We start from the raw sequence: 16,616 nt of genomic DNA on the forward strand, positions 1-16,616 counted from the left end.
TGCCCCCATCCTTGCCGTCCGGCTTAGGATGGAACCACGTTACGGAGGGTCTGCGCCTGCAGCCCCCGCTGCGTGACTAAGGGGGAATGATGTTCGAATGGCTGGCCGAAAACTGGTGGGCGCTCTGGCTCACGGTGTTCCTGGTGTTTGCCGTGGTGGAGATGCTCACCCTTGATCTGTTCTTCATCATGCTTGGCGGCGGCGCCCTCGCCGGGCTGCTCACCGCCTTCGCCGGCGCGGACTTCTGGCTCCAGATCGTAGTCTTCAGCGTCGTTTCCCTGCTCATGATCGGCTTCGTGCGGCCAGTGGCGCTCAAGCACCTGCGGAGCAGCCCGGCCGACCAGCGAAGCAACGTCGAACGCCTGATCGGCGAATCCGCGCTTGTCATGGAGCCGGTGAGCGCCACCGGCGGCCTGGTGAAGATCGGCGGCGACGTCTGGAGCGCCCGCACGGACACCGGCGAACTCGCACCCGGGCAGCACGCCGTCGTCAGTGCCATCGACGGCGCCACCGCCGTCGTCGTCCCGAAGCCGGAGCTACAACCTGGTCCCGGGGCGCAGTAGGGGCCGCGCCAGGTCCGGACCGCCCTTCGGGGCCACAACTCTTCCTGCTGCCGCAACCGGCCGCAGGATCAGCGGCAGCGGTGCTGCCGCGCACAGCAAAACCACATAACTGGGGAAAAGGTGATGTATGGATATCGCAGTCGCAATAGTGCTGCTGGTACTCGTTGCGTTCGTAATAATCGTGCTGGTGCGCTCGGTGCGGATCGTTCCGCAAGCTCGCGCCGGCGTGGTCGAACGCCTGGGCAAGTACCAGCGGACGCTGAACCCGGGCCTGACCATCCTGATTCCCTTCGTCGACCGGCTCCTGCCCCTGCTGGACCTGCGCGAACAAGTGGTCTCCTTCCCGCCGCAGCCGGTGATCACCGAGGACAACCTCGTGGTGTCCATCGACACCGTGGTCTACTTCCAGGTGACGGACGCTCGGGCAGCAACCTATGAGATCGCCAACTACATCCAGGCCGTCGAGCAGCTGACCACCACCACCTTGCGCAACGTGGTGGGCGGGCTGAACTTGGAAGAGGCACTGACTTCCCGCGACCAGATCAACGGACAGCTGCGCGGCGTGCTGGACGAGGCGACCGGGCGCTGGGGTATCCGCGTCTCCCGGGTGGAACTGAAGGCGATTGATCCGCCCCACTCCATCCAGGACTCGATGGAGAAGCAGATGCGCGCCGAGCGTGACCGCCGCGCCGCCATCCTCACCGCGGAAGGCACCAAGCAGTCCGCCATCCTTACCGCCGAAGGCCAGCGCCAGTCCTCGATCCTGAAGGCCGAAGGTGATGCGCAGGCCGCGATCCTGCGGGCAGACGGCGAAGCCCAGGCCATCCAGAAGGTCTTCGACGCCATCCACAAGGGCAACCCGGACCAGAAGCTCCTGGCGTACCAGTACCTGCAGACGCTGCCGAAGCTGGCCGAAGGAACCTCGAACAAGCTGTGGATCATCCCCAGCGAGGTGGGTGAAGCGCTCAAGGGCATCGGCGGTGCGCTGGGCGGCACCAACCCGGACCCGCGCGCCGACGGGTTGTTCGGAAGCCCGGCAGCCCGCCCGGCCGATCCGACGACGACGGCGCCGGGCACTACGCCGGAGGCCTGACGGGTTCTCTATAACGGCGTTGCACAGGGAGGCATCTGCTCCGGCGGGTGCCTCCCTTTTTGGCACCGCTCCCCTGCCCCGGCGGCCCGGCTTTACCTGCGGCCGTGCACCCGCGTATAGTTGAGTATTTGTCCGGGCGGTTCAACCTGCCGGAACAATTACTCTTCGCGCGGCGTTGTATCTACTGACGATTTCTGCAGTGGGGAACGCCAAGCAAAAAGTAGTCCGGCGTGGTCCTGGTGGCCCCCGGCTAGCGCAGGGTCCGGCCCTGCGAACCGATCATAAGGGAGAAAAGATGAGCGATCGCAGCCTGCGGGGTATGCGCCTTGGCGCACAGAGCATGGAGACCGAATCCGGCGTCGAACCGGCTCCGCGCCAGCGCGTTGAGTACCGTTGCGCGGATGGCGAGCAGGTATTCGTGACGTTCTCCTCCGAGGCGGAGATCCCCCCGGTTTGGGTTTCCAAGACCGGTAAAGAAGCACTGCTGGTCGACGGCGAACGCCCCGTCAACAGCAACGAGAAGGCCGTCCGCACCCACTGGGACATGCTGCTGGAACGCCGCTCCCTGCCCGAGCTGGAACAGATCCTCGAAGACCGGCTCACCATTCTGCGGGAACGCCGCGGCGAACGCCGCTCGGCCTAAAAACCGCGCTAAGCGCCAAAAAGGCCGGGCCGGCACCTCCACGAGGTGCCGGCCCGGCCTTTTCTGTGCAGCCTGTTTGCTATTTGCGCCCAAGCTTGCGGCTGAGGGTGTTCCAGCGGGCGGCAAGGCCCCACTTGGTCACGTTGATCATGGCTTCAACCACAATGTTGCCGCTCATCTTCGACGCACCCAGCTCGCGCTCCACGAAGGTGATGGGACGCTCCACAATGTTCAGGCCCAGCTTGGCCACGCGCCAGGCAAGGTCCACCTGGAAGCCGTAGCCCACCGAGTCGACCGAATCCAGGTTGAGCTTCTCGAGGGTGCTCCGTCGGAAGGCACGGAAACCGCCGGTGACATCCTTGATCCTGACGCCCAGCATGATCCTGGCGTAGGTGCTTCCGACCCGGGAAATGGCCTGCCGGTACAGGGGCCAGTTCACGACGCTGCCGCCCGGGACCCAGCGGGAACCCATGGCCAGGTCTGCGCCCTGCTCCACTGCCTCGATCAGCTGCGGCAGCTGCTCTGGCTTGTGCGAGCCGTCGGCGTCCATCTCCACGAGGATGTCGTACCCGGCGTCGAGGCCCCATTTGAAGCCGGCGATGTACGCAGCGCCGAGTCCGGCCTTGCCCTCGCGGTGCAGGACGTGGACCTGGTCATCCTCTGCGGCAATGCGATCTGCCAGCTGGCCCGTGCCGTCGGGGCTGTTGTCGTCAACTACCAGGACATCGGACGCCGGCACGGCAGTGCGAAGGCGCCCGAGGGTCTTGGGCAACGATTCCAGCTCGTTGTAGGTCGGGATGATCGTGAGGACACGCACAGCGAGGCCTTTCCTTGGAGGGAGCGGTCAGTGGGCCGGAACAGCCGGCGGTTAGCCGAGGACAGGCACAGCTTCCCAGTATAGCCAGCATGCAGGCAACTGCCCCGGTCGCGGCTTAGGTGGCGCCGAGCACACTCGGGGGCGGCTCAGCTGCCGAGCGAGCCGCTGGAGAAGAGCTCGACGCCGTCCCGCACGGTCTGCAGGCAGACCGGGTCGGTGCCGGTATCCAGTGCCGGGAGCAGCGGCGTCCGGGCGCGCGGGTCCGTGCTCCAGGACTGCACGCGGCCATCGGCCACCTGGACCATGAGTTCTTCGACTTCCCAGACTGCGAAACTCGCCGGGGCTCCGGGGACAAGCTGGCCTGCCATCGGGTTCCGGTAGCGGGCGGCGCGCCAACCGGCCCGCGTGTGGCCTAGGAAGGCGGCACGGGCCGAGATCCGCTCATCGGCGTTGTGGTGCTCCAGGCAGGCCCGGACACTGGACCAGGGCTGCAGCGGCGTCACCGGGCTGTCGCTGCCGAAGCAGACCGGCACCCCGGCGGAGTAGAAGGAACCGAACGGATTCATCGCGGCGTGCCGCGAGCCGAGCCGCTGCGCGTAAAGGCTGTCCGTACCACCCCAGAGGGCGTCGAAAACCGGTTGCGCGCTGACCGTCACCGAATACTTGGCCAGCCGTTGGATAGCGGCCGAATCGGCGATTTCGACGTGCTCCAAACGGTGGCCGGCGGCCCGTACGCGCTGTTCCCCGACCTCGGCCGCAGCCTGGTCCAGGGCATCCAGTGCGGCGTCCAGCCCGGCGTCGCCGATCACGTGGAAGCCTGCCTGGATTCCCAGCACCGAGCAGGCCGCGAGGTGCGCGGCCGCTTCGTCCACCGAGAGGTAGCGGGTGCCCCGCTCCCCCGGCGCGTCGCTGTAATCGCTGCGCAGCGCGGCGGTCCGGGACCCGATGGAACCATCCAGGTTCAGGTCGCCGGCGAGGCCCAGGACCGGGACGCCCAGGCTGTCCAGGATGGACTGGGCCTGTTCCGCCGAACCGGCCAGCTCGCCCCAGTACGGCAGGATCTCCGGCACGGCGTCGCCCGGCCGGCCCGCGGCGTTCCAGCCGGCCGCCAGCTGCAGGTCCTCGATGCTGCCGATATGCGGGGCCGCCATTTCAGCCAGCGCCACATAGCCGTTCGCCGCCGCCTCCGCCAGGGCTGCCCGCTGGTAGCCACGCAGGGCCTCGGCGGACAGGTCCCGGGCAGCTCGCCGCGCGGCCGTGTGCGCGGCACGTTTGACCTGCCCGTCCGGGGCGAAGCCGTCTAGGGTTTCGAGGCCGGTTGCGGCCGCCAGTGCGGAGGAGACCAGGGCCGAGTGCACGTCCACCCGCGACAGGTACACCGGCCGGCCTCCGGCGGCGCGGTCGAGTTCTTCGCGGCTCGGCAGGGTTGAATCGGCCCAGAGGGTCTCGTCCCAGCCGTGCCCCAGCACCGTGCCGTCACCGCTGGCCGCCGAGCCTGCGACGGCGTCGAGCAGTTCGGCGGCTGAGCGGACACCGCCGAGCCGGAGTGAGCCCAGGGCGATGCCGGTTTCGGTCAGGTGCACGTGCGAGTCAACGAAGCCGGGGGCCAGGAGGGCGCCCTGCAGGTCGATGATCTCCATGGAGGAATCAGCGATGGACGTGGCGGCCTGCTCGGAGCCGACCCAGGCCACGGTGTCGCCGTCCACCAGCATCGCCGTCGCGAAGGGATCGGCCGCCGTGTAGACGGAGCCGTTGCGGTACAGCGTCACCTTGCGCGGTGCCTGCGTTGCCTCGGAAGATGAAGCGGTCATTGTGGGGAACTCCTTTAGGCGTGGGCCGGCGGCCCGGGCGTGGGGCATCGGGGATGGCGGAGGCGAGCAGGGTCAGAAGCCCGTCAGGGGCCGTTCACGCGACGGCCGAGTAGGCGACGACGCCGCGCTTGACGAGGTTGATCGCGTCGCCGCACAGCCGGGCCACTCGCGGTTCCAGCCCGGGAATCTTGGCCAGCTGGTCCAGCAGGTCGATGACCTGTTTCACCCACCGGACAAAGTCACCAGCGGCCAGGTCCGTACCGCTGAGGACCTCCTGGAGGTGCCTGCCCTTGGCCCATTTGAAGATCGGCCAGACGAGGCCGAGTTCGGGTTCACCCGTCAGCGGCAGCTTGTTGGCTTCCTCAACGTCTTCCAGGGCGGACCACTCGCGCACCACGGTGTCGACGGCGGACTCCAGTGAGACGCTCGGCATCTTGGGCCGCAGCCCGCGGTCCTCGCGCTTGGCTTGGTAGACCAGCACGCTGGCCAGGGCCGCGATTTCGGCCGCGTCGAGGTCGCTGAAGGCGCCCATCCGCAGGGACTGGGAAATCAGCAGGTCCTTTTCGCCGTAGATCCGGCGGAGCCGCTGGCCATCGGGGCTGATCGAGAGCGTGCCCGAATCCGAGGTCTCGAGGTACCCGTAGCTGGAGAGGACTCCGCAGACCCGGTCGAAGGTCTTGGCGATGGTGTTGGTGCGGCCCTGGATCTGGCGGACCAGGCCGTCGGTCTCCTGCCGGAGCTTCCACCAGCGCTCGGACCAGCGTGCATGGTCCTCCCGCTCGCTGCAGCCGTGGCAGGGATGGGCCCGGAGTTCGCGGCGGAGTTCCGCGATCTTCTTCTCCATGTTGGGCAGGGCGGCGGCACGGCCAAAGTCCTCGTTTCGGTTCGGAGGTGCAGGCGGCCGGCTCTCCCGGATCGCGTTGCGGACCGAGGACGCCAGGTCCCGGCGCGACTTGGGCACCTTGGCGTTGAAGGACTTGGGAATCCGGACCCGGGTGATCGGTGACAGCGGGCCCTCCACGTCATGCAGGCCAATGCGGCGAAGCTGGTTGTCCAGTGTCATCACCGCCGGCCGCGGTTCGCGCGAATGGTGGTCGGAGCTAAGCACGACGGCGAGGCCGGGGGCCCGCCCGGAGGGCACGTCGACGACGTCGCCGGGCAGCAGCCGGCTGAGGGAGTCCTCGGTGAGCGACTTCCGGGCGCGTGAGGTTCCCTTGGAAGCAGTGGTTTCCGCATCCGAGAGCGCACGGCGCAGCCTCGAATACTCGGTGAAGTCGCCGAGGTGGCAGCTCATTGCCTTGCTGAATCCGGCCAGGGATTCCTCCCGGCTGCGGACCTGCTTGGCGAGCCCCACCACGGACCGGTCCGCCTGGAACTGGGCGAAGGAGGACTCAAGGATTTCGCGGGCGCGGGGCCTGCCGAACTGGGCGACGAGGTTGATGGACATGTTGTACGTGGGCCGGAAGCTGGAGTTCAGCGGGTAGGTCCGGCGGGAGGCAAGGCCGGCGACGGCCGCCGGGTCCGTGCCAGGCTGCCAGAGCACCACCGCGTGGCCCTCGACGTCGATCCCGCGGCGGCCGGCCCGGCCGGTCAGCTGGGTGTACTCCCCCGCGGTGATGTTCACGTGCGCTTCGCCGTTGAACTTGTCCAGCTTCTCCAGCACTACGCAGCGCGCGGGCATGTTGACGCCCAGCGCCAGGGTTTCGGTGGCGAACACGGCCTTGACCAGCCCGTCCACGAACAGCTTCTCGACGACTTCCTTGAAGGTTGGCAACATGCCGGCGTGGTGCGCAGCCAGGCCGCGGAGCAGCCCGTCGCGCCAGCTCCAGAAGCCCAGCACGTCGAGGTCGTCCGAGGGGATGTCCTGGGCGGCTTCGTCGACCCGTTGGGCGATGATGAGCTGTTCTTTCTCCGTGGTCAGCCAGAGCCCGGCGGAGACGCATTGCGCGACGGCGGCGTCGCAGCCGGCGCGCGAGAAGATGAAGGTGATGGCCGGGAGCAGGTCCATCCGGTCCAGGCTGGCGATGACCTGCGGGCGGCTGGCTTTCCGGACCGGGCTGCGCGGGCCGCCCTGCGGCGCCTCATCGCGCTGGCCGCGCTGCTGGCGGCGCTGGTTACGGCCGCCGTGCCCGAAGCGGCCGCGGAAGTTCATCTGGCTCTCGGCCCGCGCCATGGACAGCAGTTCAGGGTTGACCTCGTAGCCGGCGCGCTCGGTAATCGCGGCGCCCTTGCCTGTGGCAGTTTTTTCCGCGGAAGCGGTTTCCACGGTGGCGGCCACATTGTCGTCGCCGGCGGGCGCGATCTCGTCGAAGCTGGTGTCGCCGGCGAACAGGTCCACGATCTTGCGCCCCACCATGACGTGCTGCCACAGCGGCACGGGACGGTGCTCGGAGACAATCACGTCGGTCTGGCCGCGGACAGTGTCCAACCAGGCGCCGAACTCCTCGGCGTTGGAAACGGTGGCGCTGAGCGAGGCGACCTGCACTTCGCTGGGCAGGTGGATGATGACTTCCTCCCAGACGGCGCCGCGGAAGCGGTCGGCGAGGTAGTGGACCTCGTCCATCACCACGAAGCCGAGGTCATCCAGGGTCTCCGAGCCGGCGTAGAGCATGTTGCGGAGAACCTCGGTGGTCATCACCACCACGGGTGCCTCGCCGTTGATGCTCGTATCACCGGTCAACAGGCCCACCTGGGCGGCGCCGTACTTCTCCGCCAGCTCGGTGTATTTCTGGTTGCTCAGCGCCTTGATCGGCGTCGTATAGAACGCTTTCAGTCCGCGTTGCAGGGCCAGGTAGATGGCGAACTCGCCCACGATGGTCTTGCCGGCGCCGGTCGGGGCGGCCACCAGTACGCCGCGGCCTGCCTGCAGGGACAGGCAAGCCTCGCGCTGGAAGGGATCGAGGTCGAACGCGAGTGAACGGGTAAAGCCGCCCAGGTAGGTTTTGGCTTCTGCGGCCCGCTCGGCGCTGGCGCGGTAACGCTCGGACGGCGATTCCGGCCCGGGTAGTGAGGACATGCTTCCAGCCTAGTGGGCGGAGGGCTAGAGATTCTCCAGCTCGGAGCTGGGAGTCGCCTGGTCCGCCGTGGCTTCGGTCTCGGCGGCGACCTTGGCAGCCCGCTTCTCACGCCGGCGGTCGTTGAGCAGGCACAGCCCGATGGCGGTGAAGAAGAGCACCAGCATGGGGACGGCAAGGTAGAACATGCTCATAGCGTCGGCACCGGGGGCTGCCATGGCGGCGAAGAGGCAGACCAGGAACACGGTGATCCGCCAGCTCTTGAGCAGCTGCTTGCCCTTGATCAGTCCGGCCAGGTTCAGTCCGAACAGCACCACCGGCAGCAGGAAGGCGATCCCGAATGCCAGAAGCAAGCGCAGCACGAAGGAGAGGTAGACCTGGGCGCTGATGAAGTTGGACCCGCCCGAGGGGGTGAAGTCGGTCAGCACCCGCACCGCGTTGGGCAGGACGAGCCAGGCAAGCAGGACGCCGCCGACAAACAAGGGCACGGCGGCCGAGACGAAGGACAACGCCAGGCGCCGCTCCTTCTTATGCAGCCCGGGGACGATGAACGCCCAGAGTTGATAGAGCCAGATCGGGCTCGCGACGATCAGGCCCAGGAAGACGGACACCTGGATCATCAGGTCGAAGGAGCTTGCCACGCCGTCGAAGTTCAGCGACGCCTGCCGGCCCTCATGCTCGTTCAGGTCGCGGATCGGCTTGATCAGCGCCGCCAGCATGGGCTGGTACACGAGGAACCCTACGACGGTGCCAAGCACGACGGCGATGGCCGACTTAAAGAGCCGGTTCCGCAGCTCTTTGAGATGATCGAGGAGGGCCATCCGGCCCTCGGGGTTCGATCGGCGGCTCATGGTTACTGCCATGCGCTTCTAGGCGCGGTTCGGCGGCGGAACGTCGGTTCCCTCGCCCGGGCGGCTTTCGGTGCCGGCGGACCGGGGGTGGTTCACGACCTTGCCTTCGACGGCGTCGGAATCGGCCTTCGCCTCCGGGGTGCCGTCCTTCTTCATTTCGCGGACCTCGGATTTGAAAATCCGCATCGACTGGCCCAGGCTGCGGGCCATTCCGGGCAGCTTCGGTGCAGCGAAAAGCACCAAGGCCAGGACGATGATGATGATGAGATGCCAGCCTTCAAGCCTCATGCCGGGTGGTCCTTTCGTTTGAGTACATCCTATTGTCTAACGCAGATCGATGTCGCGCAGTGCCTGCGGCTGGCCCCGTTCCGCTTTGCGCTGGACGCGGCGCAATCGCCGGGCTTCCTGGCGCGCGATTTTGGATGCATGGTAATCATGTCGCATCGACGCAGGCGGAGCAAAAACGGCAGAACCAGGCTCCGCACGCGGGACGGATGCTGCTCCCGCGTCAATGCTGTCCGAGCCTACGGCCGCTACGTGAACAGCGGCTGAACCGGAGGTGAGCGGAGAGGACGCAAAGGTAGAGAACCGCTCCCCTGCCTCGCCAAGTTCCTTGACCGTGGCCATGAACTGGCGGAAAAGCCGGACGCCGAGCACGCCGAAGAACAGCAACGACAGCGCGACGAGCGCTATCCAAATTACGATCCAGGACCACCAAGGCATGTTGTTCAGTCTAGCTGGCGTGCGGGGCGGTCTGCGTAACCTCTGTGTACTGCACGAGGGCGGCGTAGAGCCATTCGACGGCCGCTGCCGCCAGTGCCGGTGGCTGCAGGATCCTGACGGCACCGCCGTGCTGGGCCACGAACATCGGCAACCAGTCGGCACTGCCGAAACGGATTTCCGCCAGCACGTGGCCGTCCGGCAGCTCCGCGGTTCGTTCGGCGTAGTAGTCATCCGCGAGTCCGGCGCCCTGCCGGGTCAGCTCGACAACCACCACGACGTCGTCGTCGTTCGGCGTGAACAGCTTGACGGGGAACCCGTCCGCCGGGGCCGCGGTCGAGGACACGGGGATGCCGTTGGGCTCCAGGCTCTGGATCCGGTCCAAGCGGAAATTCCGCAGGCCCTGGGCGGAATGGCAGTAGGCCTCGAGGTACCAGGTGCTGTCCAGCGAGTAGAGCCGCTGAGGGTCGATGTCCCGTTCGGTGACGGCGTCCCGCAGCGGGGAGAGGTAGTGCAGCCGCAACTGCGCGCCGTCACGGATGGCGTTGCGTGCCGTCTCAAGGGTGCGGGAGTCCTCCGGCGCCACTTCGGGACCGGACAGGGCTGCGGCCTTGAGCCCCTCCTCGCCGGCGGCGGCCATGAGCTTGAGCGTCACGGACTCCAGGGTGCCGCCCTCGGCGAGTCCGGGCAGGCCGTTGAGCGCTTCCAGGCCGGTGAGCAGCGCGCAGGCCTCGTCCACGGTGAAACGGACCGGACGCTTGAGGTCGAGGTCCTCGATTATGTAGACGTGGTCGTCGTCCCACTGAATGTCCAGCAGGTCGTCCGGGTAGCCCTCGGGCAGGCCGGAGCAGATCAGGATCCGCAGGTCATCTTCCAGTTCCTTACGGGTGATACCGAAGCGGTCGGCGACCTCGCTGATGTGCAGGCCCTGGTTGTGCACCAGAAACGGCACCAGTTGGAGCATCCGTTTGAGCTGGTCCTCGGAGGTGCGCTTCCGGCTCCGTTTGGCCGGCGCCACAGGCGGAAATTCGATCAGCGGGATCGGCGACGCAGCGAAAGCCGCTGCCGCGGCCAGTCGCCTGCGCACGGCAGTGTGCAACTCTGGGGGCGCGACGGCGATGGCCTTGGGACCGTAGGAGGCGAGTTCTTCAGCGAGGGTTTCGACGTCGCGGTAGGGCACCTTGAGCCGGTCGAACCCGGTCCGGGCCGGGACCGCGGCGGAGCCGCTGTCGGCAGCCCCTTCGTCGTCGGCGCTGGCCGCGGACCCGGCGTGCTTGCGGAGCCCCAGCAGTGCGCCGTCGGCGACGTCCACAAGGGCGTGGCGCACGGGCAGTTCGGGCAGCGCGGCAAGTTGCTCGCGGACGTTGAAGGACGACGGCGGCGTAAAGGACTCCTGGTCCAGCACAGTGACGGCCGAGGTCAGCCGTGAGAGCCGGTAGAAGCGTTTGTCCCCGCGGGCGCGGTCGTGGCCGACGAGGTACCACTGCCCGAAGCGGCTGCCCAGGCCCCAGGGCTCCACGGTGCGGGTTTCTTCCTGTCCGGTACTGCCGGCCAGGTAGTTGAAGCTCACCGGGTGCTGGTTATGGATGGCGGCGACGAGGTCCTCGAAAGCCTGACCGGCCGGCCTGATGCGGGGCTGCACCCCGGGCGGGAGTTCGGCGTCAGGCAGGCCCCCGGCGGCCTGCAACTTGCGCACCGCGTCCCGGGCGGCGGACCCAAGGGCGGCCTGTTCCCAGAGCTGTGCCGCGAGGATCAGGACGGTGCACTCCGCCGGGGTGAGGCTAACGTCCGGCAGGCGGTTGGATTCCTTGCCGATCCGGTACCGCGTGGTGGCCGGATCATCCGAGCCCCAGCCCTTGTCCGTGACGGTCTCGACTTCGAAGCCGAACTGGCGCAGTTCGCCCTTGTCCCGTTCGAACATCCGGCCGAAGGCGACCTCGGAGCTGGTGGTGTCGTGGTAGACCTTCTCGCGCAGTTCGCTGCGGCGCAGCCCGTATTGGGTGTTGAGCAGGGCGATGAGCAGGTTCAGGAGGCGTTCAGTACGTGAGGCGGACACTCCGCAAGGGTACTAAAGCATCCGTCCCGGAAACGCCGAAAGCGCGGCAACAGCCGGAAGAACTTTCCGATTGTTACCGCGCTTTCGCTGAATTGCGCCGGGACCCGGCCCGAGCTTGCGAGGGCTGGGAGCCGGTGGGTGGGCCCACGCCGGCGAGGGACCCGGCCCGTGGAGCCGCTCCGGCGAGGGCCCCAGCCCGAGCCTGCGAGGGCAGGGAGCCGGTGCGGACTTGCGAGGGCTGGGAGCCTGTGGGTGGGCCCACGCCGGCGAGGGTCCCGGCCCAGGGAGCCGGTGCGGACTTGTGAGGGCTGGGAGCCGGCGGGGACTAGCGGACGGCGACGAGGTCGACGACGAAAATCAGTGCCTCGTTGGGGCCGATCGCTCCGCCGGCGCCACGGGAGCCGTAAGCCATTTCGGAGGGGATTTCCAGCTGGCGGCGGCCGCCGACCTTCATGCCCAGCAGGCCCTGGTCCCAGCCCTGGATGACCTGGCCGACGCCGACCCGGAAGTCCAGCGGCGCGCCGCGGCCCCAGGAGGCGTCGAATTCCTCGCCGGTGGACCAGGCCACGCCGACGTAGTGGGTGGAAACGGTGTCGCCGGCCTTGGCTTCGGCGCCGTCGCCCTCGATCAGGTCGGTGATGACGAGCTCGGTGGGTACGTCGCCCTCGGGGAAGTCAATTTCCGGCTTCTGGCGGTCGAGGTTGCGCTGTCCAAATGACATGGTTGCTCCTTCTTGGATGGCTTGCTTAAACGGGTGTGTTTACTTGACGCCGAGGATATCGACGACAAAGACGAGGTCGCCCTTGGCGTCGCCCTGGCCTTTGTCGCCGTACGCGAGGGCCTTCGGGATAACCAGGAGGACGCGGGAGCCGACCGTCTTGCCGGCCAGGCCCTGGGTCCAGCCCTTGATGACGCCGTTGAGCGGGAACGTGGCCTTCTTGCCGCTCTCGAAGCTGGAGTCGAAGACCTTGCCCGAGGCCAGCGCAACGCCGACGTAGTTCACGGTGACGGTGTCCGTGGTCTTGACCGCCTGGCCCTTGCCCTTGATCAGGTCCTGGGAGATGAGGGCCTTCGGTGCGGCGACGCCCTTGACGGAGATCGCGGGAACGCCCTTGTCGTTCTCGGTCACGGTCGGCAGGCCGGCCGGCGGGGTCACGGGGTCGCCCTCGGGCTTGTCCAGGACCTTGGGTGCGTCCTTGGCGGCGAGGATCTTGATGACCAGCAGCTGCGAGGGCTGGGCCGCGCCGCCTTGTGCGCTGGCGGCCTTGCCCGGGACGGCCAAGGCAATGTTGGAGCCAACTTTGGCGCCGACGAAGGCGTTGTAGATGACTGCACTGCCGGTCTTGAGTTCATCGTTCAGCTCAAGCTTCTCGGGATCCTTTGCGAAGGTGTCCTCAAGGGTGGAGCCGTCCTTGCCGTTGAAGGCAATGATGGAGATGTCCGCGACCTGGTTGGCTTTGACGCGGTCGCCGTCGCCTTCCTTGACCACCTTGATGGTGGGGTCCTTGACCTCGAGCGGCTTGGCGAACTCGACGCCGGGGGCCTTCTTGTCGCCGTTCTCGGTCAGTTTCACAGAGTCCAGCTTCGCGGTCTCGCCGGCGGACTGGCTGGTGGGCTCCGGGGCAGCGGCTTGGCCGCCACCACAAGCGGTGAGCAGCAGCAGTCCGGGGAGGAGAATTGCTAATAGTCGGCGCACGTAAGAACTTTCGTCGGGGCAGGATGGACGCTTCGCCGGACGGTAGCCAGCGGCAAAGCATGCGGTAGCCGTGAAACGGCACCTTACCCAGAATAACGCGGAAAGCTGGGTGTCAGCCCATAGAGTCCAGCAGGGCGTCCACGCGGTCGTCCACGCTGCGGAACGGATCCTTGCACAGGATGGTCTGGTGCGCGCGGTCGTTCAGCTTCAAATGGACCCAGTCGACGGTGTAGTCGCGGCCCAGTTCCTGCGCCCGGCGGACGAAGTCGCCCCGGAGTTTGGCGCGGGTGGTCTGTGGCGGCGCGTCGACGGCATCCTTCACGGCTGTGTCGTCCACGATCCGCCGCGCTGCCCCGCGGGCCTGCAGCAGGTAGAAGAGACCGCGACTGCGCGAAATGTCGTGGTAGGTGAGGTCCAGCTGGGCGATCCGGGGCGCGTCGAGTTCCAGGCCGTGCCGTTCGCGGTAGTTGTCTATCAGCTTCTTTTTGATGGCCCAGTCCACTTCGGTGTCGATGGTGCTCGTGTTACCGCTCTCGATCGCGTCGAGGGTCCGTTCCCAGAGGTCCAGGATGAGCGGGACGTGCGCGTTGTGGGCGCCGCGGTCCGCGACGAACTCGGTCACCTTGTTCAGGTATTCGCGCTGGATCTCCAAGGCGGTGAGCTGCCGGCCGTTGGCGAGGCGGACCAGGGCACGGCCGGTGAGGTCGTGGGAGATCTCACGGATGCTGCGGATCGGGTTCTCCATCCGCATGTCCCGCATGATCACGCCGGCCTCGATCATCCGCAGGATCAGGTCCACGGTGCCGACCTTCAGCAATGTCGTGGTTTCGGACATATTGGAGTCCCCCACGATCACGTGCAGGCGCCGGTAGAACTCGGCGTCGGCGTGCGGCTCGTCGCGGGTGTTGATGATGGGACGGGAGCGGGTGGTGGCGGAGGAAACGCCCTCCCAGATGTGGTCCGCACGCTGGGAGAAAGCGAACGTGGCCCCGTGCGGGGTCTTCAGGATCTTGCCCGCACCGGCGATCAGCTGGCGCGTCACGAGGAAGGGAATCAGGATCTCGGCCAGCCGGGAAAACTCCCCGCGGCGTGGAATCAGGTAGTTTTCGTGGCTGCCGTAGGAGTTGCCCGCCGAGTCGGTGTTGTTCTTGAACAGGTACACGGTTCCGTTGAACCCTTCGGCGGCCAGGCGTTCCTGGGCCTCGTCCACGAGGTCGTCCAGGATCAGCTCGCCGGCCCGGTCATGGGCAATCAGCTGGGCCAGGTCGTCGCACTCTGCGGTGGCGTACTCGGGGTGCGATCCGACGTCGAGGTAGAGCCGGGAGCCGTTGGTGAGGAACACATTGGAGGAACGGCCCCAGCTGACCACCTTGCGGAAGAGGTAGCGGGCCACCTCCTCCGGCGCCAGCGGCCGGGACTCCGGGCTGGAGTAGGAAATTCCGAATTCGGTTTCGATTCCGAAGATGCGCTTGTCCATTTCAGTTCTCCTCAGCCAGCAGTGCCACGACGTCGGCGTCGTCAAGGCGGCGGAAAGCGCGGCGGGTGCCGCGGCTGCTTTCGGAGCCGCGGTCCAGCACGGCCACTTCCACGGCCGACGCCGGCAGCGCGTCGGTTTCCTTGTCCGCCACCAGCCCGGCCAGGGCCAGCCGGATGGCCCCGGCGAAGTCCAATTCGCTGCGCCAGCCGGCCGCGACGGCTTCGGACACCTTGTCCGCCTGGCCGCCCATCACGATGAACCCCTGCTCGTCAGCGATGGACCCGTCGAACGTCAGCCGGTAAAGATGGTCCAGTTCCTGGCTGTCCCCGACCTCCGTCACGGCCAACTCCACCTCGAAGGGCTTCTGCTCGGCGGTGAAAACGGCGCCGAGGCTTTGCGCGTAGACACTCGCCAGGCCCCTCGCTGTGACGTCCTCGCGGTCGTAGGAGTAACCGCGGACGTCCGCGTACCGGACCCCGGCCTGGCGCAGGCTCTCAAACTCGTTGTACTTGCCGACGGCGGCGAAGGCGATCTTGTCGTAGATCTCGCCGATCTTATGCAGCGACGGGGAGGGGTTTTCCGCGACCAGGGCAATCCCGTCGCGGCAACTGATGACCACCACGGAGCGGCCCCGGGCGATGCCTTTCCGGGCGAAATCCGCCCGGTCCTTCATCAGCTGCTCGGGTGAGACATAGAACTGCTGGGTCATCTCAGGCCTCCCGCTGGGCCGCGGCCCGTGACTCGATGATGGCCCCGGCCACGGCCGCGAGTTCGCGCTCCGGGACCCTCACGGCGCCGGAGCGGTTCACGATGTAAACCACGGGCCACAACTGCCGGACCGGGTCCGGACCGCCGGTGGCGGAGTCGTCGTCGGCCGCGTCATACAGAGCTTCGACAGCCACTTGTACGGCCTCGGCCTCGGAGAGGTTGGGCCGCCAGAGCTTCTTCAGCGCGCCGCGGGCGAACATGGAACCCGAACCGACGGTGTGGTGTTCCTGCTCCTCGTAGCGGCCGCCGGTGACGTCGTAGGAGAACAGGCGGCCGACGCCGGCGGGCCGGTCGAAACCGGCGAACAGCGGGACCACTGCCAGGCCCTGCATCGCCATCGGAAGGTTGCCGCGGATCATGGCGCCCAGCCGGTTGGCCTTGCCGTCCAGGCTCAGCTGCGTGCCTTCAATCTTCTCGTAGTGTTCCAGTTCCACCTGGAACAGCCGGGTGATATCCAGCGCGATGCCCGCGGTTCCGGCGATGCCAAGCACGGAATACTGGTCCGCGGGGAAAACCTTCTCGATGTGTCGGCTGGCGATTACGTTGCCCATCGTCGCGCGGCGGTCACCGGCCATCAGCACTCCCCCGGCGTACGTCAGGGACACGATGGTGGTCGCGTGGGGTGCCTGGAGCGGCGCGCCGGCGGGGGCGGCTGCGAGGCCGTGTGGGAGGGCGTTGAAAGGCAGCAAGTCGGGCCGTGAACGCTGCAGGTGCTCGGTGAATGAGGACGTCGCGTTCGCTGCTACCTGGTTGGCTGATGTTTCCTGCACTGGTGCACTCCCTCAACGTAGTGAATCAACGACTTCCGGCTCTCAGCCCTGTGTCTCCTCAGATTCGGTTCTCCTCAAGTAGTGTCCGCAACCGGCCGGAGGCGGGGCGCCTACTGGCCGCCCTTCTGGACGAAGGCCCGGACGAACTCCTCGGCGTTGGATTCCAGCACGCCGTCGATCTCATCGAGCAGGTCGTCCACGCCCTGGGTCGCGGCGGAGGCCTGCGCCTCGGGTGCTGCCGGCGGTGCGGGGATGTCCTCCTCGACCTCGGTGTCGCGGGACTGCGGCTGCTGCTGTTCCTGGCCTGCCATCGTGTTCTCCTTCTATCCCACTGCCT

General features: G+C 67.2%; 16 protein-coding genes. 3 read left to right on the forward strand and 13 right to left on the reverse strand.

Translation table 11 applies throughout. From position 1 onward, the window contains the following. Positions 1–89 precede the first annotated feature (89 nt). The 3 genes from AC1DNC_RS00715 to AC1DNC_RS00725 all read left to right on the forward strand — a co-directional run bounded on the left by AC1DNC_RS00715 (position 90) and on the right by AC1DNC_RS00725 (position 2,299). Positions 90–563: an NfeD family protein gene (locus AC1DNC_RS00715; protein WP_476860951.1), complete on the forward strand. Its 474-nt coding sequence runs from the start codon at positions 90–92 to the stop codon at positions 561–563. 127 nt (positions 564–690) lie between these two features. Beyond that, complete coding sequence (locus AC1DNC_RS00720) at positions 691–1,656, forward strand: SPFH domain-containing protein (protein WP_476860662.1); 966 nt, start codon at positions 691–693, stop codon at positions 1,654–1,656. Positions 1,657–1,951: 295 nt separating this feature from the next. Then, positions 1,952–2,299, forward strand: coding sequence for an RNA polymerase-binding protein RbpA (locus tag AC1DNC_RS00725; protein ID WP_136322768.1), 348 nt, complete (start codon positions 1,952–1,954; stop codon positions 2,297–2,299). A gap of 79 nt (positions 2,300–2,378) precedes the next feature. Here AC1DNC_RS00725 and AC1DNC_RS00730 read toward each other — a convergent pair whose 3' ends face one another. The 13 genes from AC1DNC_RS00730 to AC1DNC_RS00790 form a co-directional block, all read right to left on the reverse strand. Next, on the reverse strand, positions 2,379–3,116 hold the full coding sequence (locus AC1DNC_RS00730; protein ID WP_476860663.1) for a polyprenol monophosphomannose synthase: 738 nt from the start codon (positions 3,114–3,116) through the stop codon (positions 2,379–2,381). Between the two features lie 146 nt (positions 3,117–3,262). Further along, on the reverse strand, positions 3,263–4,927 hold the full coding sequence (locus tag AC1DNC_RS00735; protein WP_476860664.1) for an amidohydrolase: 1,665 nt from the start codon (positions 4,925–4,927) through the stop codon (positions 3,263–3,265). A 94-nt stretch (positions 4,928–5,021) separates the two neighbouring features. Further along, on the reverse strand, positions 5,022–7,943 hold the full coding sequence (locus AC1DNC_RS00740; protein ID WP_476860665.1) for a DEAD/DEAH box helicase: 2,922 nt from the start codon (positions 7,941–7,943) through the stop codon (positions 5,022–5,024). Between the two features lie 24 nt (positions 7,944–7,967). After that, positions 7,968–8,762, reverse strand: coding sequence for a twin-arginine translocase subunit TatC (gene tatC, locus AC1DNC_RS00745; protein ID WP_476860952.1), 795 nt, complete (start codon positions 8,760–8,762; stop codon positions 7,968–7,970). 48 nt (positions 8,763–8,810) lie between these two features. Next, positions 8,811–9,080, reverse strand: coding sequence for a Sec-independent protein translocase subunit TatA (tatA, locus tag AC1DNC_RS00750; RefSeq protein WP_441417786.1), 270 nt, complete (start codon positions 9,078–9,080; stop codon positions 8,811–8,813). 36 nt (positions 9,081–9,116) lie between these two features. Then, a complete protein-coding gene (locus AC1DNC_RS00755) occupies positions 9,117–9,515 on the reverse strand; it encodes a hypothetical protein (RefSeq protein WP_476860666.1) in 399 nt (132 codons plus the stop codon). 10 nt (positions 9,516–9,525) lie between these two features. Next, positions 9,526–11,568 carry a helix-turn-helix transcriptional regulator gene (locus AC1DNC_RS00760; RefSeq protein WP_476860667.1) on the reverse strand — a complete coding sequence of 681 codons (2,043 nt, stop codon included), beginning with the start codon at positions 11,566–11,568 and terminating at the stop codon, positions 9,526–9,528. Between the two features lie 325 nt (positions 11,569–11,893). Next, complete coding sequence (locus tag AC1DNC_RS00765; protein ID WP_476860668.1) at positions 11,894–12,289, reverse strand: FKBP-type peptidyl-prolyl cis-trans isomerase; 396 nt, start codon at positions 12,287–12,289, stop codon at positions 11,894–11,896. 39 nt (positions 12,290–12,328) lie between these two features. Then, positions 12,329–13,264, reverse strand: coding sequence for an FKBP-type peptidyl-prolyl cis-trans isomerase (locus AC1DNC_RS00770; RefSeq protein ID WP_476860669.1), 936 nt, complete (start codon positions 13,262–13,264; stop codon positions 12,329–12,331). A 112-nt stretch (positions 13,265–13,376) separates the two neighbouring features. Continuing rightward, a complete protein-coding gene (gene pafA, locus AC1DNC_RS00775; protein WP_476860670.1) occupies positions 13,377–14,741 on the reverse strand; it encodes a Pup--protein ligase in 1,365 nt (454 codons plus the stop codon). Between the two features lies 1 nt (position 14,742). Beyond that, positions 14,743–15,450 (reverse strand): proteasome subunit alpha, encoded by a 708-nt coding sequence (gene prcA / locus AC1DNC_RS00780; RefSeq protein WP_476860671.1) that lies wholly within the window; start codon positions 15,448–15,450, stop codon positions 14,743–14,745. 1 nt (position 15,451) lies between these two features. After that, positions 15,452–16,279 carry a proteasome subunit beta gene (gene prcB / locus AC1DNC_RS00785; protein WP_476860672.1) on the reverse strand — a complete coding sequence of 276 codons (828 nt, stop codon included), beginning with the start codon at positions 16,277–16,279 and terminating at the stop codon, positions 15,452–15,454. 110 nt (positions 16,280–16,389) lie between these two features. After that, positions 16,390–16,590, reverse strand: coding sequence for a ubiquitin-like protein Pup (locus AC1DNC_RS00790; protein WP_146337557.1), 201 nt, complete (start codon positions 16,588–16,590; stop codon positions 16,390–16,392). Positions 16,591–16,616: the final 26 nt, after the last annotated feature.

Source organism: Arthrobacter sp. 01N442, assembly GCF_056399345.1.